Origin of the sequence: Leuconostoc falkenbergense (assembly GCF_014634805.1) — a bacterium.
Lineage (GTDB): Bacteria > Bacillota > Bacilli > Lactobacillales > Lactobacillaceae > Leuconostoc > Leuconostoc falkenbergense.
In genome coordinates, this window is sequence record NZ_BMBS01000034.1 from 1 (window position 1) to 22,942 (window position 22,942).

At 37.1% G+C, this 22,942-nt stretch carries 24 protein-coding genes and 5 pseudogenes; 16 read left to right on the top strand and 13 right to left on the bottom strand.

The features are described from left to right. The first annotated feature begins 42 nt into the window (after positions 1–42). Positions 43–225, top strand: a complete 183-nt coding sequence (locus IEU71_RS10315) for a CPBP family glutamic-type intramembrane protease (RefSeq protein WP_371867079.1) — start codon at positions 43–45, stop codon at positions 223–225. A 154-nt stretch (positions 226–379) separates the two neighbouring features. On the opposite strand, the gene IEU71_RS07545 is transcribed toward IEU71_RS10315, so the two are convergent. After that, on the bottom strand, positions 380–1,267 hold the full coding sequence (locus tag IEU71_RS07545; RefSeq protein ID WP_036086751.1) for a GRP family sugar transporter: 888 nt from the start codon (positions 1,265–1,267) through the stop codon (positions 380–382). 147 nt (positions 1,268–1,414) lie between these two features. On the opposite strand from IEU71_RS07545, the gene IEU71_RS10320 reads away from it, so the two are divergent. After that, positions 1,415–1,513 (top strand): IS3 family transposase, encoded by a 99-nt coding sequence (locus IEU71_RS10320; protein ID WP_143471194.1) that lies wholly within the window; start codon positions 1,415–1,417, stop codon positions 1,511–1,513. Positions 1,514–1,778: 265 nt separating this feature from the next. On the opposite strand, the gene IEU71_RS07555 is transcribed toward IEU71_RS10320, so the two are convergent. The 3 genes from IEU71_RS07555 to mobV form a co-directional block, all read right to left on the bottom strand. Then, positions 1,779–2,351, bottom strand: a complete 573-nt coding sequence (locus IEU71_RS07555; RefSeq protein ID WP_004912610.1) for a hypothetical protein — start codon at positions 2,349–2,351, stop codon at positions 1,779–1,781. Continuing rightward, a complete protein-coding gene (locus tag IEU71_RS07560) occupies positions 2,344–3,498 on the bottom strand; it encodes a RepB family plasmid replication initiator protein (RefSeq protein ID WP_004912612.1) in 1,155 nt (384 codons plus the stop codon). The genes IEU71_RS07555 and IEU71_RS07560 overlap by 8 nt, the downstream gene beginning before the upstream one ends. A 495-nt stretch (positions 3,499–3,993) precedes the next feature. Further along, the gene (gene mobV, locus IEU71_RS07565) at positions 3,994–5,229 is read right to left on the bottom strand and encodes a MobV family relaxase (protein WP_004912615.1); all 1,236 of its coding nucleotides are present in this window, start codon (positions 5,227–5,229) and stop codon (positions 3,994–3,996) included. Positions 5,230–6,306: 1,077 nt separating this feature from the next. Between mobV and IEU71_RS07570 the strand changes: the two genes are divergently transcribed. Then, the gene (locus IEU71_RS07570) at positions 6,307–6,591 is read left to right on the top strand and encodes a hypothetical protein (RefSeq protein ID WP_004903679.1); all 285 of its coding nucleotides are present in this window, start codon (positions 6,307–6,309) and stop codon (positions 6,589–6,591) included. A gap of 146 nt (positions 6,592–6,737) precedes the next feature. On the opposite strand, the gene IEU71_RS07575 is transcribed toward IEU71_RS07570, so the two are convergent. Then, positions 6,738–7,178, bottom strand: coding sequence for a DUF3021 domain-containing protein (locus IEU71_RS07575; RefSeq protein WP_036066754.1), 441 nt, complete (start codon positions 7,176–7,178; stop codon positions 6,738–6,740). Next, entirely contained in the window at positions 7,175–7,618 is a 444-nt protein-coding gene (locus tag IEU71_RS07580) for a LytTR family DNA-binding domain-containing protein (protein ID WP_004912623.1), read from the bottom strand. Before IEU71_RS07580 ends, IEU71_RS07575 begins: the two co-directional genes overlap by 4 nt. Positions 7,619–7,797: 179 nt before the next feature. Between IEU71_RS07580 and IEU71_RS07585 the strand changes: the two are divergent. The 3 genes and pseudogenes from IEU71_RS07585 to IEU71_RS07595 all read left to right on the top strand — a co-directional run. Then, positions 7,798–7,995, top strand: a pseudogene (locus IEU71_RS07585) (IS6 family transposase); the annotation flags it as partial. A 1-nt stretch (position 7,996) separates the two neighbouring features. Further along, positions 7,997–8,518 (top strand): annotated as a pseudogene (locus IEU71_RS07590) (Crp/Fnr family transcriptional regulator); the annotation flags it as partial. A 789-nt stretch (positions 8,519–9,307) separates the two neighbouring features. Then, a complete protein-coding gene (locus IEU71_RS07595) occupies positions 9,308–10,081 on the top strand; it encodes a (S)-acetoin forming diacetyl reductase (RefSeq protein ID WP_004912639.1) in 774 nt (257 codons plus the stop codon). Positions 10,082–10,467: 386 nt separating this feature from the next. On the opposite strand, the gene IEU71_RS07600 is transcribed toward IEU71_RS07595, so the two are convergent. Next, positions 10,468–11,058: a site-specific integrase gene (locus IEU71_RS07600; RefSeq protein ID WP_004912641.1), complete on the bottom strand. Its 591-nt coding sequence runs from the start codon at positions 11,056–11,058 to the stop codon at positions 10,468–10,470. A 60-nt stretch (positions 11,059–11,118) separates the two neighbouring features. On the opposite strand from IEU71_RS07600, the gene IEU71_RS07605 reads away from it, so the two are divergent. The 4 genes and pseudogenes from IEU71_RS07605 to IEU71_RS07615 all read left to right on the top strand — a co-directional run bounded on the left by IEU71_RS07605 (position 11,119) and on the right by IEU71_RS07615 (position 13,100). Then, positions 11,119–11,469 (top strand): type II toxin-antitoxin system RelE/ParE family toxin, encoded by a 351-nt coding sequence (locus IEU71_RS07605; RefSeq protein ID WP_004912644.1) that lies wholly within the window; start codon positions 11,119–11,121, stop codon positions 11,467–11,469. After that, a complete protein-coding gene (locus tag IEU71_RS07610) occupies positions 11,466–11,750 on the top strand; it encodes a helix-turn-helix domain-containing protein (RefSeq protein WP_004903734.1) in 285 nt (94 codons plus the stop codon). Before IEU71_RS07605 ends, IEU71_RS07610 begins: the two co-directional genes overlap by 4 nt. A gap of 122 nt (positions 11,751–11,872) precedes the next feature. Continuing rightward, positions 11,873–11,935 (top strand): annotated as a pseudogene (locus IEU71_RS10345) (MobA/MobL family protein); the annotation flags it as partial. Further along, positions 11,910–13,100: an MFS transporter gene (locus tag IEU71_RS07615; RefSeq protein WP_369802601.1), complete on the top strand. Its 1,191-nt coding sequence runs from the start codon at positions 11,910–11,912 to the stop codon at positions 13,098–13,100. The pseudogene IEU71_RS10345 and the gene IEU71_RS07615, both read left to right, overlap by 26 nt. Positions 13,101–13,174: 74 nt before the next feature. Here the strand turns inward: IEU71_RS07615 and IEU71_RS07620 are convergent, their stop codons facing one another. Together IEU71_RS07620 and IEU71_RS07625 are read right to left on the bottom strand one after the other, a co-directional pair. Next, positions 13,175–15,379 (bottom strand): heavy metal translocating P-type ATPase, encoded by a 2,205-nt coding sequence (locus tag IEU71_RS07620; RefSeq protein ID WP_080519652.1) that lies wholly within the window; start codon positions 15,377–15,379, stop codon positions 13,175–13,177. A gap of 96 nt (positions 15,380–15,475) precedes the next feature. Next, a complete protein-coding gene (locus IEU71_RS07625) occupies positions 15,476–15,907 on the bottom strand; it encodes a CopY/TcrY family copper transport repressor (protein ID WP_002816262.1) in 432 nt (143 codons plus the stop codon). A gap of 307 nt (positions 15,908–16,214) precedes the next feature. On the opposite strand from IEU71_RS07625, the gene IEU71_RS07630 reads away from it, so the two are divergent. Together IEU71_RS07630 and IEU71_RS07635 are read left to right on the top strand one after the other, a co-directional pair. Further along, entirely contained in the window at positions 16,215–16,865 is a 651-nt protein-coding gene (locus tag IEU71_RS07630) for a UPF0236 family transposase-like protein (protein ID WP_004912662.1), read from the top strand. Positions 16,866–16,983: 118 nt separating this feature from the next. Continuing rightward, positions 16,984–17,268 carry an HU family DNA-binding protein gene (locus IEU71_RS07635; RefSeq protein ID WP_004912664.1) on the top strand — a complete coding sequence of 95 codons (285 nt, stop codon included), beginning with the start codon at positions 16,984–16,986 and terminating at the stop codon, positions 17,266–17,268. 116 nt (positions 17,269–17,384) lie between these two features. Here IEU71_RS07635 and IEU71_RS07640 read toward each other — a convergent pair whose 3' ends face one another. The 3 genes from IEU71_RS07640 to IEU71_RS07650 are packed head-to-tail and all read right to left on the bottom strand — an operon-like array spanning position 17,385 to position 19,955. Then, the gene (locus IEU71_RS07640; RefSeq protein WP_004912666.1) at positions 17,385–17,876 is read right to left on the bottom strand and encodes a hypothetical protein; all 492 of its coding nucleotides are present in this window, start codon (positions 17,874–17,876) and stop codon (positions 17,385–17,387) included. Next, the gene (locus IEU71_RS07645) at positions 17,869–18,687 is read right to left on the bottom strand and encodes a DUF3100 domain-containing protein (RefSeq protein ID WP_004912670.1); all 819 of its coding nucleotides are present in this window, start codon (positions 18,685–18,687) and stop codon (positions 17,869–17,871) included. The genes IEU71_RS07640 and IEU71_RS07645 overlap by 8 nt, the downstream gene beginning before the upstream one ends. Positions 18,688–18,689: 2 nt before the next feature. Beyond that, on the bottom strand, positions 18,690–19,955 hold the full coding sequence (locus IEU71_RS07650) for an amidohydrolase (protein ID WP_004912672.1): 1,266 nt from the start codon (positions 19,953–19,955) through the stop codon (positions 18,690–18,692). A 248-nt stretch (positions 19,956–20,203) separates the two neighbouring features. On the opposite strand from IEU71_RS07650, the pseudogene IEU71_RS10285 reads away from it, so the two are divergent. Together IEU71_RS10285 and IEU71_RS07655 are read left to right on the top strand one after the other, a co-directional pair. Continuing rightward, positions 20,204–20,359 (top strand): annotated as a pseudogene (locus tag IEU71_RS10285) (type II toxin-antitoxin system PemK/MazF family toxin); the annotation flags it as partial. Positions 20,360–20,628: 269 nt separating this feature from the next. Next, on the top strand, positions 20,629–21,228 hold the full coding sequence (locus IEU71_RS07655) for a helix-turn-helix transcriptional regulator (RefSeq protein WP_004912675.1): 600 nt from the start codon (positions 20,629–20,631) through the stop codon (positions 21,226–21,228). Positions 21,229–21,678: 450 nt separating this feature from the next. Here IEU71_RS07655 and IEU71_RS07660 read toward each other — a convergent pair whose 3' ends face one another. Then, on the bottom strand, positions 21,679–21,987 hold the full coding sequence (locus tag IEU71_RS07660; RefSeq protein WP_036066761.1) for a hypothetical protein: 309 nt from the start codon (positions 21,985–21,987) through the stop codon (positions 21,679–21,681). 172 nt (positions 21,988–22,159) lie between these two features. On the opposite strand from IEU71_RS07660, the pseudogene IEU71_RS07665 reads away from it, so the two are divergent. Together IEU71_RS07665 and IEU71_RS10350 are read left to right on the top strand one after the other, a co-directional pair. Beyond that, a pseudogene (locus IEU71_RS07665) lies at positions 22,160–22,306 on the top strand (cysteine peptidase family C39 domain-containing protein); the annotation flags it as partial. A 320-nt stretch (positions 22,307–22,626) separates the two neighbouring features. Beyond that, positions 22,627–22,875 carry a CPBP family intramembrane glutamic endopeptidase gene (locus tag IEU71_RS10350; RefSeq protein ID WP_036066765.1) on the top strand — a complete coding sequence of 83 codons (249 nt, stop codon included), beginning with the start codon at positions 22,627–22,629 and terminating at the stop codon, positions 22,873–22,875. Positions 22,876–22,942: the final 67 nt, after the last annotated feature.

A 22,942-nucleotide genomic window follows, 5' to 3' on the forward strand; every position in this document is an offset into this window, starting at 1 on the left:
TTAGACAATTACCATTAAAGGCGCTGCGGCTTTTTTATTCAAGTGTTCGGTTTAATTTTACAATCTACCATATATATATTTCTTAATTATTTTTTAACCGGATTAGGGTTAATGATAATTCGAGTTAAAACTGACAATGTCAAATACAGCATACTCGGACATGTAATATGGAATAGCTGTATCATGATATACATTCTATGTAGTACATTTGGATCGAAAATGTAACATTTCGCTTCGGAAAATTTAATTAGTCATAAATGATCTATACCTTGCTCTAATAATTAAACGTCAATTATTTTTGCTCTTATACTAAAAAAATGGACTATTTTTGTAGTATAAGAGCACAAAAAAAGCCGTCAATTTACTGATAGCTTTTTTATTATCCTTTAGATTTTACAATTGCAAGTAAAATTGCACCTGTTACGAACAGAACAATCCCAATTCCAACATAAACCAATTCTTTTTTGGTTTTCTTTTCACCAAGGAAGAGAATTCCTCCAATAATTGAAATGATAACACCTAATTGTGAGAATGAAAAGGCAATTGCGTTACCAGCAGCTCTTGCAGCCATAAGCATAAAGATATTACCTACACCAAACATTGCTCCATCAATCATATTTAGATAAACATATTTTTCCATTTTAATTTTGAAACGACCCATCACAAGTGCTCCAAAGATCATTCCAACTGACATTGGCAAGATAATTGTCAGTGTATCAAAATGAACATTGAACCAAAGTACTGCTAAGTTATTAAAAAGAATAACATAGAGAACATATCCCAAAGTTGAGTAAGTTAAAGCAGTCAATCCTTTAGTATAATTACGTCCTTCTTCAACAACTGCATTTTCTGGGTCACGTTTAGCTGAGAAATAGAACCCAACTACCAAAACAGCCATCGCAATAAATCCGATAATAAATTGAATTTGTTTTGTCCATTCGTGGAAAGCAAAAACCCCAAGCAATCCACCAATTACTAATTGACTTCCTGATGAAAGTGGACTCGCTACTGAAACACCCATGTATTTCATTGAATTAAACTGACCAACTTGTCCAATTGCCCAAAGCAATCCACCAATAAATCCAATTAAGAAAATTTGCCATGTCAACGTTGGCATGCGGAATAAGAAAACAATAAGTGCAAAAACAAAAGCGCCCAAAGTCATTCCAAGTGTTTGTTGATTAGCATCACCACCAAATTTATTAGCTACCAATCCGATAGCACCCCAAGCAAAAATTGGAACAAGCGCGAGAAGAATTCCTTGCATGTTTATATTTACCTCTTTAAAATAATTTTTTATTTAAAAAATTAAGCATATCACTCTTTTACTCTTTTTTCGATTAACACTAAAATTGGTGGCGTATGAATTTGGTTAAGAGGTGCATAAGAACCTGTCTAGTATCTTTTAAAAACTATCTTCAGGAAGGCGTACCAAACATTAACTGAAGGCCAAGCAGCCATTGGTTGGTATATCAATTTTTATAATCGCAATCGTATCTCAAATGTTGCCTAAGTAACTGAATAAAAATAGTCCAATTTATTGACTTCTGAGCAGCTGAAAATGCCTTGAAGGATGGGAATGCTTTCTCTAACCCTCGTAAGGGGACAAGGGAAGATATCACCAAGATTTTCCAAGCTGCCTACGACGCTGAATAATTTAACGTAATATGATGAAAAGCCGCCGAATTTCGACGGCTTTTTTAGTGTTTGTGCGTATACTTAAAGGTAGTCAGAGAGGAGTCTCATCATGGAAAAATACTTATCTTTTTTAGTTGTAACTATTTACCAAAATGCCACCACTTTTTAGGTTTAGGTTGTGACTCCGGGGTGCTATTTTCAGGTTCCGGTTGTTTGTCTGACGTCACTTCTTTTTCAACATCATCATGCGGTGCCATCGTTAAGGCTTTCAAGTCCTTAATTTCTGCCTTGTATTCTTCGAGCAGTTGTTTGTCCTGTAAGGCCAATCTTTGTTGCTGATCTAATAAATTTTGCATTTGTGATATTTGTGAATCTTTATTTTCTATTTGCTTATCTTTAACAGCTAATTGTTGTTCTAATATTTTAAATACATAGCTATTATCCGTTGTTTGCTTATTATCACTGGTAACATTAGCGTTACCACCGTTACCACCAACGTTGCTACCTACTTTTTCACTGCCGTTACTACTAGAAAAATGCTGTTTTAAAAGCCTATACCCACTAACCGTTACTACTAATGTTTCTACTCCGTTACTATATACAGTTTCTACGTAGTTTGATCTAAATTCATCGGTTAATCTTTTCCTAACTGCTTGCTTAGACACCTTAAATTCATCAGCAAGTTCTCGAATTGTTTTTAAATTTTCACTCATGATCTATATCCTGCCTTTTAACGATTGGTAGATACTGTTCAATCGATTTTTTAAGATACTTAGCAATATTCTTTTTTGAATAATCATCTTGTTTATCTTTAATATATGATAAGTGATCTTTGACACCTTTTAGTCCACGTAACTCTTTTAATTCGTCATAAAGTGGATAAACATTTTTCTGCAATCCTGCCAAAATAGACGTATCCGTCAAATCAAGGTAGGACAATAAAAACTGTTCCATAAGTAGTTTTGTGTAAGGACTTTTGATAGCCATGACTGTCAGCATGTCTTCTGTCTCTTCTTGACGTATCTTACCGTCAAGATAAGCTGAATCATCCTGCTTATAACTGACATCGTCTGCTACCCTTTTTTTAGTGATGTGAAAGACAATGCTATCGATGCTGCGTCCTTTTTTAATTTTTTCATATGTTACGTTAAGAGTTGTATGATTTGTAATCTCGGCCAGCGGTTCCTTCAGTACCCATTTTTCAAAATTATAAAATCGTTTATATTCATCAACTGTATCAGTCATTTGACGTAAATCTCGCATACCCATGGTGGGATTACGGTAACTTTCAACTTGTTCCTCTCTTCGTCCACCTTTAACGCTATAATGATCATATTGGTTGTAATTCATGGACAACCAACGATACAAAATAATCGCATACTTACTATTCAATTCTGCAATATCTGACAAGGCATGTTGTGTAAAATTATTTTTAAGATTAATTAAGTAAGGCATGATTTCACGATGAAATTCAATTTTTACTTCATCGTTATAATCCGTCCATTCAACATAAGGGATTGGTACAATGCTAACAAATTTAAAGCCTTTATCTTGTCCTTTTTTAATTTGAAAAAAGGCTTGCTTCTGCATTTTTTCAATCGCTTCTTTAAAACGACTATGTTTGTTGCTATCATTGACCTTAAAAAAAGAAAATAACTCTCGTTTTGATAAATAAACCGTATGATCTTGGGGTGGATTTTCTGTATCAATCAGAGACACGGCTAATTCGAACATTTTGAGGGGCGTTTTATCCATTTTGGCAATGGACGTGATTAAACTATTATGTTCAACGACTTTTCGTTTTGATAATTCATTCAAGGTCTGCACCTGCCTTGTGTTTGTTTCTGGTATAATAGACATATAAATACGCTCCTTTGTGCGTGTTGTGAGTAAGCATAAAGAAAAACTTTTAGTCGGGGATTTCTTTATGCTTTTATTATAGCAAATAAGACTAGTCTTTTACATTTAATCTAGTCTTATACATAGTATTTTCTAGTCTTATACATAGTATTTTCTAGTCTTATACATAGTATTTTCTAGTCTTATTATTTTATTAACCCTTGATAAAACTGACTTTCTAACCACGCAAAAGAACAAAAGATTAAAATATAAAAGATAAACTTATAATATGCTGCGCCTTTTTATGACCACATTAAAAAACTAAACAAAAAGAACACCATATAAATTTTGTACGTGGTGTTCTTTTTGCTTTGAATCATTTCAAATGCCGGCTACCTAGTTATCTGACATAGATTGCCACTTATTAATCCAATAGCGACGTTTTAACCCGTTCAATGATTATTTCTACGTCACATGGCTAAAAACGCTTAGAACGACAAAGAAGGCGGTTTAACTTTAGAGGCTTGGTCCTTTAAAAAAATCACGCGTTAATTCGATAATTCGATTGATTAACGCTTTAACTTGTTCAATACCGCGATCTAATCTAGTTGGCGATATTTTCGTATCTGGATCTGCTCTAGCTGTCGTCAAGGTTTTTAACCAGGACTGGGCTACTTTTTTATTTTTTGTGAGTTCTTCATGATCCAGCTTATAAAGAACATACCGGGCCTCCACATCAGTATGCGATAGTTGGTCGACACCACAATCATTTTTAAGCATGTCTCGCATGGCATAATCCAGCTGTTGCTGGTCTCGCTGCCGCTTCTGAAGCGCTTGATGCGTTGCTTTCAGGTTTTGATAATCAGATTGGATGTCAGCTAATTGCGCTTTGACTTGTCCTAACGTTTGCTTGAGTTCTTCTGTCTCATGCTGGCTTTGTAAGGTGGCTTTCTTCATCGTGGCTAACACGTTTTTAAAGCGATCTAAGTCATCTGGTTTAAGCACCGTCTTACCAAAGAGGTTTTTAGATAAGGCTTGTTTAAAATCATCAATTTGTTTTTCGGCTAAGTCCACTTCCGTTAAGGCTTGATCCGTGAGTTTAAGTACGGCCTGTTTAGCACGAATATTTTCTTCAATGTCAGCTAGTTCGGTTTTTAGGGCGTTAAACTGATCATTGCATTTTTTTATTTCAGCGACATTCTCAAACGGTAAGGTTTTGTGGTTTAAAATGCCTTGTTCATAAAAGGGCAGCACCTTTTTTAAATCCTGATCTAGATCCTCATGAAAGCTTTGCAAATCATGGCGCGTGAGCACTTCTTTAGCGGATACTTTATAACGTGATTTTTTATCATCAAAAACAACGGGGACAAAGGCATAGTGCAAGTGAGGGGTTGTCTCGTCATAATGCACGACAGCGGCCACGGCATTTTCTTGACCATAACGTTCATTAAGAAAATTGGTGGTTGCTTCAAAAAAGGCGCTCTGTTGCTCGTAGGGGGCTTCTGTGAGTTCTTCAGGTAAAGTGACTATCCACGTCGCTAACGCCTTCACATCGTCTCTTTTCATGCAATAGACGTCATTTAAACGCGCATTGAAACGTGAAAGCATATCAGAAGCATCCGCCATGAGATCTTGATTCAGATAGGTTTTCGACACATCAATTTCTTTGTTAGTGTGATGGTCGGTTTTACGTTCAAAGTGGACCGCTAAACCAGGTACTGCGCCACGCGTATTTTTCTTTAAATGCGCCATCAAAAATGCCTCCTCAAAAAAGGTTTTCCAAGACCAGTATAACACCGTTAAAAATCTGGTATAGCCTGTTATACCAAAATTCTATTTTGGACAGGCTCTGCGAGGCACGTCATCGACAAGCGCTGACAGTAGCGTTTCCCCTTCCTACTGGCGAAACTGCTATTTTACAGTGCCACTTATCCGGCTTGTAAAACCTCTGGCGGGTCACGCCGTCACAGGGCAATTTATTATTGCATGATCACCTTCAGCGGGAGCATGTCATGCAGAACGCTACCCGCGCGGGGCAAGCTGGTGTCAGCTTAAACACATTAAAATAATCTGTAAACGTAAGTGTATAATAACAAAAAAATTGTAGTGGACTATCACAATTAATAGGTGTTATACAATAAAAGCAAACAAAAAGGCGCCCTTAAGGTGCCCACATTATTTTAACGATCATTAAGATCATCAAAATAACGTTTAATTGCGAACGTCACAACAGCAACACATATCGCGTTGAGCAATTGTGTTAGTTCGTGGAAGAAATATATCATGGAGTTTCACCTCCTTGCCGTTGCGTATAGTAGGAAACAACAGCTTTTTAAGTATATCACGTTTGGAAATAATACTAATACAATGCTATAATATAAACAGGAAGAAATACATGGAGATTAACCTCTCTAGTAAAAAGGGCTAGTGCGTAGGAACACCAGCTCTTTTTGTTTGTCTTTTTTGAAGCAAGTTTCCTTTCAGGGCAAGACAGTGTATAATTATAAACAATAACTGCCATGAAACAGCTCTGCTGTTTCAAAGGCTTGGGCCAGTACGCTGGTCAAGCCTGGTGGCCCACTTTAAAATACAGTGACGCTGATAGTATGATGGCTAGCCTGTTATTTTTGACAATTAAAGACGATTCAAAAAATTAACCAAGCCCCCAAATTACTAATAGGGGGGGGTAAAATTGCAAATAAACCGACAGGTAACCCCTCCTCAACGCTTGGGGGAGTAGGCTTAAGTCGACATTTCTATTATGGGGCAAAAAGGTAATAAACGCCCCTTTGATGAGATTTATCTAATAAAATCAAGAAAGGAGCTGTTATGACGTACAATGCAATTAAGGGTCGCTTTACGCGCGTAGCCCCTGATAAAACGATTTTGTATGGCGACAAGTCTTATACTTTTGCCTTAACACCAGAACAAAGTGAACAGATTGACCAGGCTGTTTATGCGGTTGTCCTGGCCAAAAATTATAAAACGACCTCGTTTTCAATTGACGAGAAGTTAACCTTGTCTGACGAAGAAGTCGCCCAACACAAATTGGTGGTCCGTTTACGCCTCCGCAAAAAGCACAAACAGCCGTCTCATAAACCGCTCACGGACTAAAATTTCACAAATGACAAAAGGCTAGTTGTGGGGATTGTGAGAGATAGACCAATTTATTTGAGCCAAATTCACAAGACGTGATCACAGAAAAAGCGCCAAACCCTATTTATTTCAGGTTTGGCGCTTTTTACTTTGGTTAACATGCACTATGCTAATTTATTTAGTGCAGCAGTTATTTTTTTGGCCTCTTTCATTGAAAAAAACCAGATTAAACAGTAAATTAACACAAAAATACCAGTATAAAAAATTAACCAACTAAATGTATCTGGAAACCACCCAGCACATACCGCTAGTATGGTATAGCCACAATAAGTGACTATAAAGTGATAAATTGTTTGTTGCGTAATGCTCAACTTTTCTAGTAAAAATATATATTGCGATAAGAAAAATACGACACCCATTAATCCCCAAATAATTATAGACACTATAAATGCATCAAGTGGTGTTTCAAAATTTTTAACAAATGAAGGACTAGACGGTAATAAATATTTAGTTTTATATAGATAGCTAAAAAAAGTTGAAACTACTAAACCTATTGTTATACCAATTGAAATACTACTAGCTAATCCTCTAATAAATTTTTTCATTTTAAATACTCCTTTTTTATTTTGTACATACATCTTCTTGAAGCATAAGTAACCACATCATTTTTTAAAATAACTTGATATAATCCCGTTGATGTCAATTCAAATTTATCAATGAACTTACGATTAACAATCTCTGACTGCGATATTTGAAAAAAAGTATCATGTGGCAATAAATCTACCATTTCATATATTCGTTCTTTTAACTTATATTTACAGCTATTAATTTCACAAAATACATTATGATTTTCAGTATAAATACGTTCAATATCAGAAATTTTAACTGACAAATAATCACTCCCTTGCTTAACATTAATTTTTTCTTCTCCAAGCATACGACGAATTTTATTAACTAAATCATCAAAATAAGAAGATTTTTTTGGTGTGCAAATAATAATTTTAGGCTTTTGAGTGTTTTTATCCACTTGTAATATAACTTCCATAATTCGTCTCCAAAAATTCAAATATATACTCTATATTGATTGTAACTTTTATTTTAAAACTATTTTTCAATACACATCTATTTGGTAAATATAATCATATATTTGGAAATACTGGTTCTGGTGCAAAAAATTCAGTTTAACTTATTTTGGGTATAATTAGCCTAAAAGGTGAGGTAGGTATGATGAAAAATTATTTTAAAGGTCGGCATTTCCAACAAGACATTATTTTGGTAGCCGTTGGTTACTACTTCAGATTTAATTTGAGTTATCGTGATGTCGTTGAGATTTTACGTGATCGTGGAATTACTGTTCATCATACAACGATTATGCGCTGGGTTCATCACTACGGACCAATCTTTCAGGTGTTGTGGCGTCGGCATAAACAATGGACGTGTACGTATTTATAGCCTAAGTGAGTCTGGTCGTGAGCAAACTATACGCATCCTACATCCTGGTGATTTTATGGGGGAAGTTGCTATTTTACAGACTGAAAGTTATCATTCGAATTATGCTGAAGCAATATCGGAAACAAGTATTTGTAGGATTCATAAAAAGAATTTAGATCAATATTTAGATCGCTATCCAGAAATCATGCGACGAATATTATCGGATATTACAAAACGGCTACAGTTATCAGAAAAACAGACTGTGCAAGTCAGTACTGAACCTGTTGAAGCTCGAATTATTGATTTTCTATCAGAAAATGTTGAAGATGAAAAAAACCATACTTATGTGACTTTACCCATGTCAAAAAAAGATTTGGCTACTTACCTGGGGACAACTCCAGAAACAATAAGCCGTAAGTTCTCATCATTGGAAGAGAGAGGTCTAATTAAACGGCATACCCAAAAATGTGTTGAGATATTTGATTTAGATGCATTATTATTTGTATCAAGTTAAGTCGATTTATACTTAAAAATAAGGATATCGTTTTAAATGATGAACATGGCGGTACACAGTTCATCGTCACTAACCTAAGTCTTCCACAAAAAGACATCGTCCGTGTTTACCGCAAGCGCGCATGTGGATCTCAGTAATTGCATCAAACTTGATGCGGTTGATGAAGAGTATTGCGTTGGACAATCAACACCTTTCGAGACCGTTTGTTAAAAATCGGGGGACGTGTCACTAAGCACGCCCACAAGGTGATCTTGACATTAGATAGCCGCATCCAAGAACAATTCGATGGTCTGTTCTGGCGAGCTTGGGAACGACTAAATGCTTTGTGGCAATAAAACAACGAAGTAGATTTTCAAAAAAATAGCAAAATCTGGCTGGTTTTAGTGTGCCCATTTTTCTCAAAAAACGCTCAATCGAAAAAACACCCTGAAACTGTGCCAAGATACTGGCAGTTTCAAGGTGATTTATCGTATTTTACTGATTTAGCTGTGGTTAAAAATTTAGTGCATGAATAATCCGGGTTAGTAAGAGTGAAGGTACAGAATTATCCATGAAAATTAACGCAGGATGATGATAGTGTCATTCAGTCATTATTGGGGTGGTAGCTTAGTTTTGTAAATGTTTTTTGTGAATAAAATTTCAAAACGAGCGTCTAATTAGTTTGACTACCACTAATTAAGTGCTTGTTTTGCTTAAATTGATATAAAATAATTTGTAAAAATTTTAACAAATCAGGAGCGTTGTGCTAGACTATAGTTGTTTCGAATAATACTATTGGAGGAATTAGTAATGACAAAGAAAGTTGCAATGGTTACTGGTGGGGCACAAGGTATTGGTGAAGCAATTGTTCGTCGCCTAAGTGCAGATGGATTTGCAGTTGCAGTTGCTGATTTGAATGAAGCTAAAAGTAAAGAAGTCGCAACTGATATTGAAAAGAATGGCGGTACTGCAATTGCAGTTAAGCTAGATGTTTCTGATCGCGAAGGATTCTTTGCAGCTGTTAAAGAAGTGGCTGAAAAATTAGGTGGCTTTGATGTCTTAGTTAACAATGCTGGCCTTGGTCCTACGACACCAATTGATACAATTACTCCTGAATTATTTGATAAGGTTTATCATATCAATGTTGCTGGTGATATTTGGGGTATTCAAGCAGCCGTTGAACAATTTAAGAAGAATGGTAACGGTGGGAAGATTATCAATGCAACGTCACAAGCGGGTGTCGTTGGTAATCCAAACCTTTCTTTGTATAGTAGTACAAAGTTCGCTGTACGTGGTTTAACACAAGTTGCTGCCCGTGATTTAGCCGAGCAAAACATCACAGTTAATGCATATGCACCTGGTATTGTTAAGACACCAATGATGTTTGATATTGCCCATGAAGTTGGTAAGAATGCTGGTAAGGATGATGAGTGGGGTATGCAGACCTTCGCAAAGGATATTGCATTAAAGCGTCTATCAGAACCAGAAGATGTTGCTGCGGCAGTAGCCTTTCTAGCTGGACCAGATTCAAATTATATTACTGGACAGACTATCGAAGTCGATGGTGGTATGCAATTCCATTAATTAACTAAAAATAATTAACTTTTACCCGGATTATTTATCAAGACAGACAAAAACCCGCTGAAACAGCAAGTTAATACCGTTTCAGCGGGTTTTGCGCTTTCACCCGTTAGGTGAAAACCATAGGAGCTCTTTGTTATGATATTTTGTTAGTGAAAAACAAACCAAATACTCAAAAATTGGAGCGTCTAAAATTATGACTCAAAAAGTATTACCTAGCAACCCTTTAGTTGCAGTTTCAGACAATGGGGCACCAATTACCTCGGATGGTGGCAACGTGTAATGATGTTGTCTAATTGTGCCTTAGTAATCCTAGTCATTAAAAATACCTCCATAGTGGCGTCAAAATGAACAAATACGTGCTAATTTAGGGAGATTAGTTGGCGTTATTACCCAAAATCAATTTGATCTAACATTGTTTCGCGACTTGCTTGATCTAACCCCAGATAAGTAAGCGTCATAGCCTCACTCGAATGATTCAATAAGTGCATGACTAAACCAATATTGTAGTTTGACTGTGTATAGACGCGGTAAGCGCCTGTTTTACGCATCGTATGTGTGCCTAGATAGTTGATACCTAATAGATCACCAACGCGTGCCATCACCTTATAAAACTGCTTATCTGTTATATGTCGATCTGGATGGGACGTTGAGGGAAATAACCAATCCGAAGTGATATTCTGTTGGACTAGCCAATCATGATATTGCAACAAGTCTTGTTGCACGGGCTTTAAATATAACGTGTTCGCTTTACCTGTCTTTTTATCATGAATAAAGGCCGTGTTTTTAACAGACCCATCGGGATTATAGACATCCGATTTCTTTAACGTCATCACATCACTCACCCGCAGTAGAGTGGCTTTGCCAACTTGAAAGATAGTGTAGTTGCGGCGACCCGCCCGAAAACTATCTAATAAGGTGTCTTGCACCATTTTTAAGACGTTGGAGTCTTTGATGGGGAGGACAATTTGTTGCACCATTGGCTACTCCTTTAAAGTTAATAATTTGATTGATGATAGCGCATCTGCTATCATGTTGTTATGGAAAAATTTGAGTTTGATTATTACGATTGGGCTGAATTTGAACAGTTCTTAGATCAATTACCTGATAAAGATGCTGCTAAATTAATTGCAACCATTCAAAATATTGAAAATAATGGCCTCTTAGTGGCGGAAAGACAATTATGGGTAAAAAAGCTAGAAAATAATCTCTATGAAATTCGTTCTAAACGATCTTCAAACATTCAAAGGGCTCTTTACTTTCAAGTCAAAGGTAGTCAATACATTATTACTAACGCTTTCACGAAAAAAACGCAAAAGACACCTGAAAATGAAAAGAAAATCGCTCGGAATAGACGCAGTCAGTATTTGAATAAGGAGGAAAATCAATGAGTAAACTTGATGCATACGTTGCTGAACGTAGTAAAAAAAATCCTGAATTTGCACAAATTGTTGAGCAAGAAAATATTAATTTAGAGGTAGCAGTGAAAGTTCGTGACCTTCGTGCAAATATGGGATTGAGCCAACGTGAATTTGCCAATTTGATTGGTAAACCACAATCAACGATTGCACGCATTGAAAATGGTTCGATGAATGCTTCAACAAAAATACTATCTGAGATCGCCCAAGCAACAAACCAACGTTTGACCATTCAATTCAGTCCAGCATTTTAAGATCTATTATAACATTAAACAAAAAAACAGCCCCCATTATCTACTAGTCAGATAATGGGGGCTGTTTTAATAGTCTTTTTGAGGGGTCATTATATAATAGTGCTGGTAAAGGATGCAGTGCCATTGCTAGCGCCGCTTATAGAAGTGGTGAAAAATTATTTGATAATCAAGAAGGCCGCCACTATTTGGTATTTGACCAAGAAAACCAGTTCAGCAACGGTATTGAGCATTGCTACTATTTTAGGAATGCTGCCAATGGTGATTCTTAGTCCGTTTGTTGGTCCTATGCTTGATCGGTGGAACAAAAAAGGCCTCCTAACTTTCCCGGACGTTTTTGCTGCCTGTTTCGCTATTATTCTTTCCGTATCCGGAACGGTCTTTCATGTATTTCCACTTTGGCTCATTTTTATTTCATTACTGATGCGGTCTTGTGCGCAAACCTTCCAGATGCCAACGATTCAATCGGTAATGCCCACAATGGTGCCAGACAAAGAAATTACCCGTATGAACGGCCAACTGGGAATGGTGCAATCCGCGAATATGATTATTGCCCCAGCACTGGGCGCGTTTTTATTTGCGTTTATCCCCATCGAGTACTTGATTCTGTTAGACGTACTTGGGGCCATCATTGGGATTTGTATTTTAACGTGGGTTAAAATTCCTAACAATGAAAAAATTGATCAGCCAATGCATGTGCTCCACAACACCCGCTTGGGGATCAAACAACTTACGAACAACAAGGGCTTGTGGTACATTACGTTGATCGGCGCCGTCTTCACACTAACCTACATGCCTGCTGCCAGCATGTATCCACTCATGACCATGAAATACTTTCAGGGAACCGTTAGTCAGGCTGGCTTAATTGAAGCCATTTATTCAACTGGCATGCTAATCGGCGGCACTATCATTGGCCTCTTTGGTAAGTGGCAGGACCGGATGAAGCCCGTAATCATCGCGTTTTTCCTGGTTGGCATTCCAACCGGTATTAGCGGCATTTTGCCAGGTAACCAAACCGGATTTTTATGGTTCGCAGCTTTAAACATCATTGAAGGAATTGCGACCCCGTTTTTTACAACGCTTTTAATGGCAATGATTCAACAAAGTTATCCAGCAGAAGAGTTAGGGCGGATTCTAGGCGTTTTGAATTCTTTGTCGAATCTAGCTGGACCAATTGGCTTAATTTTTGCCGGTCCCCTAGCTGATGTGATTGGTATTGAACGCCTATTTGTGATTGCAGGAATCGGTGCTGCCATTTGCGGGGTGGTCGCGGTGTTAATGCCAATTACCAGGCAATATGACATTAGGCTGCATCAAAAATTGGCGAAATTAACTGAGCAACCAGATAAGTAATTAACATGATGATCAAAAAGAGGAGAAAGACCAGACTACCAGCTGATCTTTCTCCTCTTTTTGTCATCACTTAATTACACGTTTTTAATCTTTTCACCAGTCAATCCCATCGCATTAATTGCCACGATAATTGTCGACATCGCCATGACCGCAGCACCAACGGCTGGGTCTAGAATGATTCCAATAAATGACAACACACCGGCAGCGAGTGGAATTGCGACAATATTGTAGCCTGCTCCCCACCAGAGATTTTGAACCATTTTCCGATTTGTGATTTTAGCCAAATCAAGAAAATGTAAAATATCGCTGGGTTCTGATTTAACCAACACAACATCAGCGGAATCAATGGCAACATCGGTTCCGGCGCCAATTGCAATTCCAATATCGGCCGCGGCAAGACTTGGTGCGTCATTTACGCCGTCACCAACCATGATGACGTGATTGCCCTTTGCTTGATAATCAGCAATAATCTTTTGCTTATCATCTGGTAATAGGCCTGCATGGAATTCAGTCAATCCTAGTAAGTTAGCAACGTGTTCCGCGGCTTTTGGATTATCGCCAGTGAGCATTACGGGGGTAATTCCTCGCCTCTGAAGACCACTAATTAATTCCTTAGCACCCGCTTTGATGGTGTCGCCTTCAGCAACCATTCCTTGAACTTGGGTGCCCTGCAATAGGAAGCTGACGGAATTACCCTTAGCAGCCCATTTATCAGCAGCGGCCTCGTCAAACCTGATCCCTTGCTTCGTTAAATAGTTACCATTAACAATCGTATAGTCAGTGCCATCAACATTACCGGAAATACCAACGCCCGGAATATTTTGAGACTTTTCAGCCGCAACGACTTCAATGTCCTTCGCTTGGGCTTCAGTAATGATTGCTTGGGCCAGCGGATGAGTCGAATTATTTTCAAGGGCGGCCAGTCGGCTTAATAACGTTGTTTCGTCAATCCCATCATTTGGAATCAATGCATTCACCGTAAATTTACCTTCTGTTAACGTGCCAGTTTTATCCAAGAGAACGTGGCTAACATGTTGACTTGCTTCAATGGCTTGGCGATTTCGAACTAATAGCCCATTTTGAGCGCCAATCGTAGTAGAACGAGAAACCACTAATGGAATCGCTAATCCTAATGCATGCGGGCAAGCAATCACGAAGACGGTCACCATGATCGTCATTGCAGTCGCCAATCCCTGGGGTAACCAGGCAAAGAAAGCAATAATCCCAACACCAAGTGCCGCGTAAAATAGATACTTGGCAACTAAATCAGCTTTATCTTCTGCTTTAGATTTAGCTTGCTGGGCATTTTGAACCATTTTCATTACTTGAGAAAGATAGCCGGAGTCACCAGTACCACTAATTTTAACCGTTAGCGTCCCGTTATTGTTGGTTGCACCACCAATGACCTTATCGCCAACGTTCTTGGTAACGGCAGCAGATTCACCGGTTACCAGTGCTTCATTCACGGTCGACTCCCCAGCCGTAATAACACCATCGGCTGGAATACTCTCACCTGAACGCACTTGGAAAGCTTGACCAACTTTTAAATCAGATACTGGCACTTCTTTTGTTTCACCATTATCTGTAACTAGATGGGCCGTCTTAGGCAACAGGGCCGCCATCTTTTGTAAGGCATTCCCAGCCCCCATCAATGCATTCATTTCAATCCAGTGTCCTAGAAGCATAATTAAAATCAGGGTTGCAAGTTCGAACGAAAAATCCATTACATGATTTGCCGGGTTCAAGAAGTTGTTGGCAATAAATGCGTACAAACTGTAGAAATACGAAACGGAAATTCCAAGGGTTACTAGCGTCATCATTTCAGGAGATTTATCCTGAATTTCCGCTTTAGCCCCCTTTAAAAATGGCATTCCGCCATAAAAGTAAAGTGCTGTATCAAACAAAACGATGATAATGCCAACAATTAGCGGTGAACTGAAACTAAGGATGGAAACGTTTAAACCCATGATTGGTGCTAACAGTAAAACTGGAATCGCTAAGACAACGGAGACCCAAAATTTAACTTTCAAATTCCCCATATGCATCATTGAGCCACCGTGCATCATCATGTCGGTCCCAGCCATATCCATATCACCGTGATTCATCCCACTCATATTCATAGTTTCGTGATTCATGTTCATTTGATTATGATCCGTTTCGGTCATATCGTGATCCATTTTCATGTCATCATGATCCATATGACTCATATTTGATTCATTATTTTCCATATTCTTAGCACTCATGTTTTTCATGTTCATATGCTCCTCTTTATTTGCCATGATTATCGACCCCCTAAAAATAAGTTTCCGCCATCAGAAATCCCAGATTCTGGATTTTTGTGCAGCAATCCTAAAAGTAAACAGAACACCACAGTCTTAACACGTTTGATCACCTGGCAAGCAGTTACACTGAACTTCCTCGGGCGCTGTTTTGGCCTTTTCAGCTAGAATCGCCTGTAAGTTCGCAATATCCGCCCGTGAGAGTTCCCTTGACTGAATAACGCCGGCAATTGTTGAACCAGCCCGCATCGCACACATATGGTCAAACAAATCATCTGCCGCTGCCGCCATTGATTCCTTCTCGCCAACAACCGGCTTATACGTGAATGGTCGACTGCCGCCATGCTGCGCAACCGCCTGTTTTTGAATCAACCTGTGAAGTAGCGTTTTGGTTGTTGAAGCTGACCAGCCTTCTAATTCGTTCATAGCATCGATTAGTTCACGACTAGTCGCATGTCCCATTGTCCAAATTGCTCTCATAACCATCCATTCAGAATCGGTGATGGTTACATTCTTTGCATCCTTCAATTGGCTTCCTCCATTAATTGAATTCTAAGTTTACGTTTGTAGTCTCTTAACACTTATTAGTTTACAACTGTAGTCACAATAATGCAACCTTTCTGCCAGAAAATACCATGACATTAAAAAAACGCCTAGATAATATTCCAGGCGTGGTTTGATACGATATGTTAAATTAATGATCTGGGAATTTTTGGTTTTCTTGTTAGTATGGTGAAATGCCTCTTAGAACCTGTCTAGTATCTGCTGAATCTGGTAGAATTAAAGACCAGTAGTCTGATGTTAAGCAAAAAAACACATTAGAAGCTGGTCTTTTATGGAATTAATTGTAACTGAAATCGTCAAAATTATAAAGTCTGAAACTAATATTATTAAGCGTGAAAAAGCTATAGCCTTTTTCTTTCTCAATTTGATCAGAGAATTGATGTCCTTAGCCTTGGAACGAGTAGATCAAGAGCTAAGTGAATCAATGAAGAATCAGGACTACCAAATTGAAAAGAAGAATCAACGTTCAATCAATATGGCTTTTGGCGAAGTGACTTATGTCAGAAGAAGGTACGTTAAAGCTGGGCAAAAAAGTCGCTATCCTTTAGATAAATTCATGGGCTTTGATAAGTACAAGCATTATAGCGTCTTGGCAGTAAGAAATATCCTGGAAGTAAGCAGCGTCGCTACTTATCACGTCAAAGGGCAAGGAAAATACTGGTCAGAAGATGGTGCCGAAGGAATTCTGTGTGTACTAACTTGTATCAAAAACAATGAGCTGGAATACTGGCTTAGCAGTGAGTTTGCAGGTGGACAGCTCGATATTGGTGATCAGGAAGAATTGAAAGGTGCAGTTCGTGCCAGCCTAAGAAAGACGCATGAAGCTCATCTAGGCATTCATCATGGAGCAATCGAAAGCTTAACAGCAGGTCATAGCTATTTGGATGATTTCGGCAGAAAATTAAGTCAAATAAATATTTAAGAAATTAAGGTCAGACTAATGGTTAATCTAGATACTGGTCTTTATTGATACGAGGCGAATATCGCCTTGTTTCGATGAATCAGACTCCCTATTTTTTATGAGACAAGAGGTATATTTCATGGAAACTATTTCTAAGAAACAATTAGTAGACCAAATTTCTGAAAAGGCTGATGCTACTAAGAGCGACATCAACAAGGTCTTAGACGCTTACATCGAAACTGTTAAGAGCAACGTTGCTGAAGGCAACAAGGTTCAAATGGTTGGTTTCGGTGCTTTTGAACTTCGTCACCGTGCTGCTCGTAAGGGTCGCAACCCACAAACTGGCAAAGAAATTGAAATCGCTGCAACTAACGTTCCAGCATTCAAGCCAGGTAAGACTTTCAAGGCTGAAGTTAACAAGTAATTTGTTTTACTTAAAGAAGTCACGAGAATAGCTCGTGGCTTTTTTATATTAATAGAAAATTAACCTCAGTAAGTCAAAGAAAGAGGCTAGACTCCATGTAGAATCTAGTCTCTTGTTTATTTTCCACTTAAATTAAGGGCAATCTGTGATATTAGAGCATCCATGAAGTACATCCCGAAGAATACAAATAAAGCAACTATCAACATCTTCCAAGAGATTTTACTTAAATCCTTCAATCGATAAGTGACGGAAATACCTGCAAAAGCTAATACCGAAGTAGTCAAAGATAAAAAGTCAACGGCATTAATTACTCTAACGCAATACGAACTGATTAAACAAAAAATTAACGATACAATTGAAACCCAACCTAGAATCGGAAAACCTTGAACAATCTTCCAAGGCATTCTTTTCATTAACATGCTAATGATAATCCCCAAAAGAGAAAACAACCATAATAGACCTAATCCAATGAAAGTATCCGTTGTAATAGGCGTACTTTTCGAATTTTTCAATAACTTTATCCATTGAACAAAAAGTACTAAACTAACGCTTAATGCTAAAATTAATGCATCGCGACCCAATTTAAAAAAGTTATTCTCTCTAATCATGTTCTGGATACTCCTCTTTTTTATTATCTAACAAATGCGTGATGTGAATATACATGAATTTCTGCAAGGGCACGGCCAAGAAATACATAATGTATGTGCCAATGAAGCTTGTTAACAATTGACTTGCGGCCGCAAAAGATAAAATAGTTTCACTATGGTCGGGCACAATCGCAGCCAAAGCCGTTGAAGCAGCTGTCATCATCGAGCTAGAACCAACGCCGGAACTCATCGCAACGGCCTTATAGCTAAAGCCCATTCCCAACAATAAAGGAGCTAAAATCGAAAATACAATTGAACCAAAGATAGTTCCAATCAAATAGATTCCTAATACTCCTCGTCCTTCTGGTGAATCAAGGGTATATTTTTCACTAATATAAGCTAACTCTCCTTCTCTGCCTAACCCCAATGTCGAACCAATTGCTTCTTGTCTTAATCCTAAAAACAACGCTACAGGCAAGCCGAAGAGAATTGTCCCTAAATTACCCAGTTCGTGCACTAAAAATACCCAGCCTACTGAGAGGATTTCATTAATATTAGGAGCTACGTTAGCACCATAGCGAGCCATTAGTGGCAACATAATTAAAATCATATATTTGCCTGCGAATTTAACTCGCTTGTCATTATATAAGCGTTTAATGGGATGCCAAGGAATTAAATAAATTAAAATAGCGAAAATTACGGCAAACACCAATGGCAAAATTGAAACTGTTATTTTACCTAATGAAAAAATCTGCATCCCAATCATTTCAGCTATTAGATCAATCAACAAAACCAGCAAAATTAATGGCCCATAGTTTTTAATGTGCTTCATTATTACTTCTCCATCCCCTCTAGCGCTTGCAAATACTCTTCTTTACTATGTCGATAAGACTTTACCTTCCCTAAATTATGCGAAATATTTAGTACACTATTAAACACAAACTCTGGGAAAATTTTTAGTACAAATTCAGGATCAATTAGTTTAAAGTCCGAACCATGAATAGTTCCTTCCCAGCCGCCATAACCGATTTGAATAGTGGGTATCAGAAAGCCTACGTCACCAATATCACCAGCTGCCATTATATAGCCACGATCATCAATTAGGTCTGGTATTCTATCATCCGCTTCAAACGTCTTTTTAACCAACGCATTCATATCACGATTTGAATGTAGCGGTAAATAGCCTACTTGCGTATTAATCTCAACTTGCCCGCCTAATGCTAGAGCACATCCTTTAGCCGCATTATCAAAATGCTGCATAATTGTTTGAGCATAATTCACATTAAAGAATCTTAGATCAGAACCCATTTTGACATGATCAGGGATTACGTTAATTGATTCAGTATTTTCACCAATCATTACAGGATTAAAGCGAATTCGATTAGGATCTTTAAGCTGCTGACGCTGCATAGCAAGTGCTGTTGTAAACAATGTGGCAATACTTTGAGCATTAACTCCAGCTTCTGGCGCAAAGGCCGCGTGACTTGCCTTCCCATAAAAATCAAAATACTTAAAATTAAAGCCTGCTAAATCACAATTAAGTTCTATAGTACGATTTTTAAATTGTTCTCCAATAGCGTGTACTGAAACGCAATAATCTATATCATCAAAAACTCCCTGTTTAATAGCTTCTTGTTTGCCACCATAATAAGTTAGCTTCCCCTCATCTTTTTGTTTCTGCCGCCAGTCCAGATCTACAAATTCTTCAGAAGGCGTAAAAATAAAAGCCAAATTAGTGCCAAAATCCTTTAATTTTGAGCTCTTAACTAACTCATTGATCATTGCTAGAGCAATTACTACTTGGGTATAGTGTCCACATGCATGAGTAGCACCCGTTTCAGGATCAGCATTAAAATGCTTAGGCTGATACAGTGCGTCCATTTCTGCAATAACGCCAATTGTCTTTTTTCGATGATTATCAAAAACAACCTTAAGCCCTGTTTTAAGATAATGTTCGGCTTTTAACTTTGGATCTATCCTTTTCAGCTCGTTCTCGATTATCTTGCTAGTCTGAAACTCCTTGAATCCTAATTCAGGACTATTAAATAATTTTTCCTCTAAGTCCCGTGCCTTAGGGAAATACCTACTAAAATACGACATTCATTCTCCTCCTATATAAACGAGTTGCTTATATTTTGATAAGTATAAGATTAAATCAATTGACTGATATATTCAAGAACAAATTTAAAATAATGTTCGTACTTTTATGAAAAATAAAAGCAATAGGCGCTGATGTCAAGATTATGGACAGGTTTTTTCGGCACCGAGAGTTGCCGGACTCCGAAAATTTTTCAAAACCCGGATTTCAGCTTAAAACGGCGTGATTTCTGGGTGTTTTTGTAGGTGGAACAGTATATGGAAAAGTATTATTAGATCAAACCATAGCCTTAGATTTACGGGCAAGACATGTCACTGATGAAACTATTGTCGATCATGTATCGCGTGAAGAACTAGAAGAAATAATCACTTTGTACAAATTATTGTTTAGTATTGATGACAAATAGAAGAAGTTATTTCTTTAATATTAAAACAAATAACCCCCAACATCTATATTATAGATATTAGGGGTTATTCTTTCAATGTTTCTGAGGGACTATTTGTCAATTATAGACCCTAAAAATTCGCCACACTCGTAAACAATTCTTGGGTGCGAATCAGCACCAAATAAAAATTATCTAGTATTTATTTGCTGAATTGCTGAATGTTAATATTATTTGCTTTAAATTTTAACAGATTATCGCTATATTAATTTCTAGAAAGAGGTGATGTGTCAATGTTAATTGGTGTGAAAATAAAAATGATTAGAGAGGCTTTTGATTTAACACAAGAGCAACTAGGGAAAGAATTACATCTAACACGCCAAACAATATCTAGCTGGGAAAATGGGAAAAGCTATCCTGGCATAACTGATATTCTAAGCATCAGCAACAAATACAATGTGTCATTAGATGAATTAATGAAGGAGGATATAGAATTGATTGAACATTTTGAAACAATTGATCATAGTTTAAATAAGCAAAAAATCTTGTACGCGATTGCTTATGTCGCGAATGCTTTATTTTTATTAGTTTCCATTTTCTCAAATTACATGCATGTTTTACCGATTTACAAGGTGACTGCGTTAATTATAGGCATGATTGCATTGTTTGTCTTATTTTCAACAGTACAACAACCAGTTAATTTATATACAAATAAATGGGCCTTACTTGCAATTGTCACTGCTTTTATGTATTTTTTGAGCATTGCTATTTTTAAGGGAGTAACTAGCACTAATATTGATGAGCAAGCTGGCATCTATATTAGTGCGGGACTGCGTGTTTTACTATTAACTAGTAGTGTCTATTTTATACCGCAACTGCCATTGAGAAAATAGAATGTTGTGCTAGCAATCTGCAATCCTGGGGGGAAAATAAAATATATTATTTGACAATCATTTTTAATTAGATATTGTTAAATCAAAAAATAAAGAGCTTAACTCTTTTAATAATCAGAGTTAAGCTCTTTATTCTGATAACACGCATTATGTTAATTCGTTAAATTAATAATACCCATATGGACTATATTGGTGTTCAGGTTTAGGTTGCGTCTTGCCATTCAATTGATCTAGAACCTTATGAGGGTCGGCTGGATGGTATACATGTCCAATTACCCCTAAAACGTCGCCAATCCAATGTCATCCGCTAATTTTGTTGCACTCTGAATGAGATAACTTTTTATAGTTACTTAAATAGCTTTTCATAACTTTAATCTCTCTTTCGCGTGTCTTTTAACTAAACAGATTAGTTGACTCTACGAATTTAAAAATTAATTTTTTCTATCAATTCTAATTTCTTATATCATAATGATTGAGAAAATTCTTTTTTGACATAATCCTACCGTTGGTAGAATCAAAAATATCGCCTACATTCCCCATTACAAACCCACCGCCATAATAACCTAATGCCGTATCGAGAAGCCCTAGTTTAACATCTCTTTTTGAAGAAGGGTTTATAGCTTTTACAAGGACTTTCAATTTATTGTCATACCAGACCATAGAATTATTATCAAAACAGTGTTGAACCCACTCAGGCAGTTCTTTATCTTTGCTAATTTCCCAAACGCGAACTTCTTTATCATGGTAAAATACAGTCAATAGAGTCCTCCTATCTTGCTACAGCGTCTTACTTAGTGTCATGACAAGGTTCTTGTATGCGCTTACATACTATCAGATTTAGTCCTATTATGCACCATTTTTCAAACATATTATCGTGTTTGATTATAAAATTGTATGCTACTATTTTATATTTATTTTGGGAGGCCTGGCATTGACAAAAAAGTTAAATTATATCGCACAAGTCGATGAACGTGATTGTGGTGTAGCTGCACTTGTCATGGTTTTAGCTCATTACAAAACACGTCTATCTTTAGCCAAGCTACGTGACTTAGCCAAAACAGACATGGAAGGCACTACTAAAAAATGACCAATATAGCCATAAAAGAGAAGATAGGGAACTTTGTAAATTATTTTTTAGAAAGTTTCCTATTTTTTATAATCATTACTGTAGTAGCACAAATCTTTGATTACAATACAGAGAGTCCTAACATTACAGAAAAAATTATATTTATTATTTTGGGAGTAATAGTTAAATTATCGGTAGTATTCGGATTGATTTTTTATTTAAAAAAAAATATTGGCAATTCTAAGCCTCATAATACCAGTGTGTTTTTAAATATAATAACTGTTTTAGTAACACTTTTAGCAATGGTTGTTATCTTATATGGACTAATTTTTATGCAGCCAAATGTACAAGAAACAGGAAGCAATGCAAAATTACTACAATCAACATTCAAAACAATAATTCATGATAAATTAGCATTGTTGTATTATATTGTGTCATTATGTATTTTTTCACCGATAATTGAGGAAATAGTATGTAGAGGAATTCTACTGAAAAAGGGATACTTCGTAGGTCAAATAGGTAGCATGATTTTATCAAGTATAATCTTTTCTATGATCCATAGTCCAAATAGTATATGGTAGATTGCAAGAATTAACCGAACACTGCAAACTGCTGAAAAACCTTTCGTGGTGATTGCCAGTTGAGTGT

Bases quoted from the DNA above. Each gene is read 5' to 3' on its own strand.
- IEU71_RS07545 (WP_036086751.1), bottom strand. From the start codon at position 1,267: ATGCAAGGAATTCTTCTCGCGCTTGTTCCAATTTTTGCTTGGGGTGCT.
- IEU71_RS07555 (WP_004912610.1), bottom strand. From the start codon at position 2,351: ATGAGTGAAAATTTAAAAACAATTCGAGAACTTGCTGATGAATTTAAG.
- IEU71_RS07560 (WP_004912612.1), bottom strand. From the start codon at position 3,498: ATGTCTATTATACCAGAAACAAACACAAGGCAGGTGCAGACCTTGAAT.
- mobV (WP_004912615.1), bottom strand. From the start codon at position 5,229: ATGGCGCATTTAAAGAAAAATACGCGTGGCGCAGTACCTGGTTTAGCG.
- IEU71_RS07570 (WP_004903679.1), top strand. From the start codon at position 6,307: ATGACGTACAATGCAATTAAGGGTCGCTTTACGCGCGTAGCCCCTGAT.
- IEU71_RS07575 (WP_036066754.1), bottom strand. From the start codon at position 7,178: ATGAAAAAATTTATTAGAGGATTAGCTAGTAGTATTTCAATTGGTATA.
- IEU71_RS07580 (WP_004912623.1), bottom strand. From the start codon at position 7,618: ATGGAAGTTATATTACAAGTGGATAAAAACACTCAAAAGCCTAAAATT.
- IEU71_RS07595 (WP_004912639.1), top strand. From the start codon at position 9,308: ATGACAAAGAAAGTTGCAATGGTTACTGGTGGGGCACAAGGTATTGGT.
- IEU71_RS07600 (WP_004912641.1), bottom strand. From the start codon at position 11,058: ATGGTGCAACAAATTGTCCTCCCCATCAAAGACTCCAACGTCTTAAAA.
- IEU71_RS07605 (WP_004912644.1), top strand. From the start codon at position 11,119: ATGGAAAAATTTGAGTTTGATTATTACGATTGGGCTGAATTTGAACAG.
- IEU71_RS07610 (WP_004903734.1), top strand. From the start codon at position 11,466: ATGAGTAAACTTGATGCATACGTTGCTGAACGTAGTAAAAAAAATCCT.
- IEU71_RS07620 (WP_080519652.1), bottom strand. From the start codon at position 15,379: ATGGCAAATAAAGAGGAGCATATGAACATGAAAAACATGAGTGCTAAG.
- IEU71_RS07630 (WP_004912662.1), top strand. From the start codon at position 16,215: ATGGAATTAATTGTAACTGAAATCGTCAAAATTATAAAGTCTGAAACT.
- IEU71_RS07635 (WP_004912664.1), top strand. From the start codon at position 16,984: ATGGAAACTATTTCTAAGAAACAATTAGTAGACCAAATTTCTGAAAAG.
- IEU71_RS07640 (WP_004912666.1), bottom strand. From the start codon at position 17,876: ATGATTAGAGAGAATAACTTTTTTAAATTGGGTCGCGATGCATTAATT.
- IEU71_RS07645 (WP_004912670.1), bottom strand. From the start codon at position 18,687: ATGAAGCACATTAAAAACTATGGGCCATTAATTTTGCTGGTTTTGTTG.
- IEU71_RS07650 (WP_004912672.1), bottom strand. From the start codon at position 19,955: ATGTCGTATTTTAGTAGGTATTTCCCTAAGGCACGGGACTTAGAGGAA.
- IEU71_RS07655 (WP_004912675.1), top strand. From the start codon at position 20,629: ATGTTAATTGGTGTGAAAATAAAAATGATTAGAGAGGCTTTTGATTTA.
- IEU71_RS10350 (WP_036066765.1), top strand. From the start codon at position 22,627: ATGCAGCCAAATGTACAAGAAACAGGAAGCAATGCAAAATTACTACAA.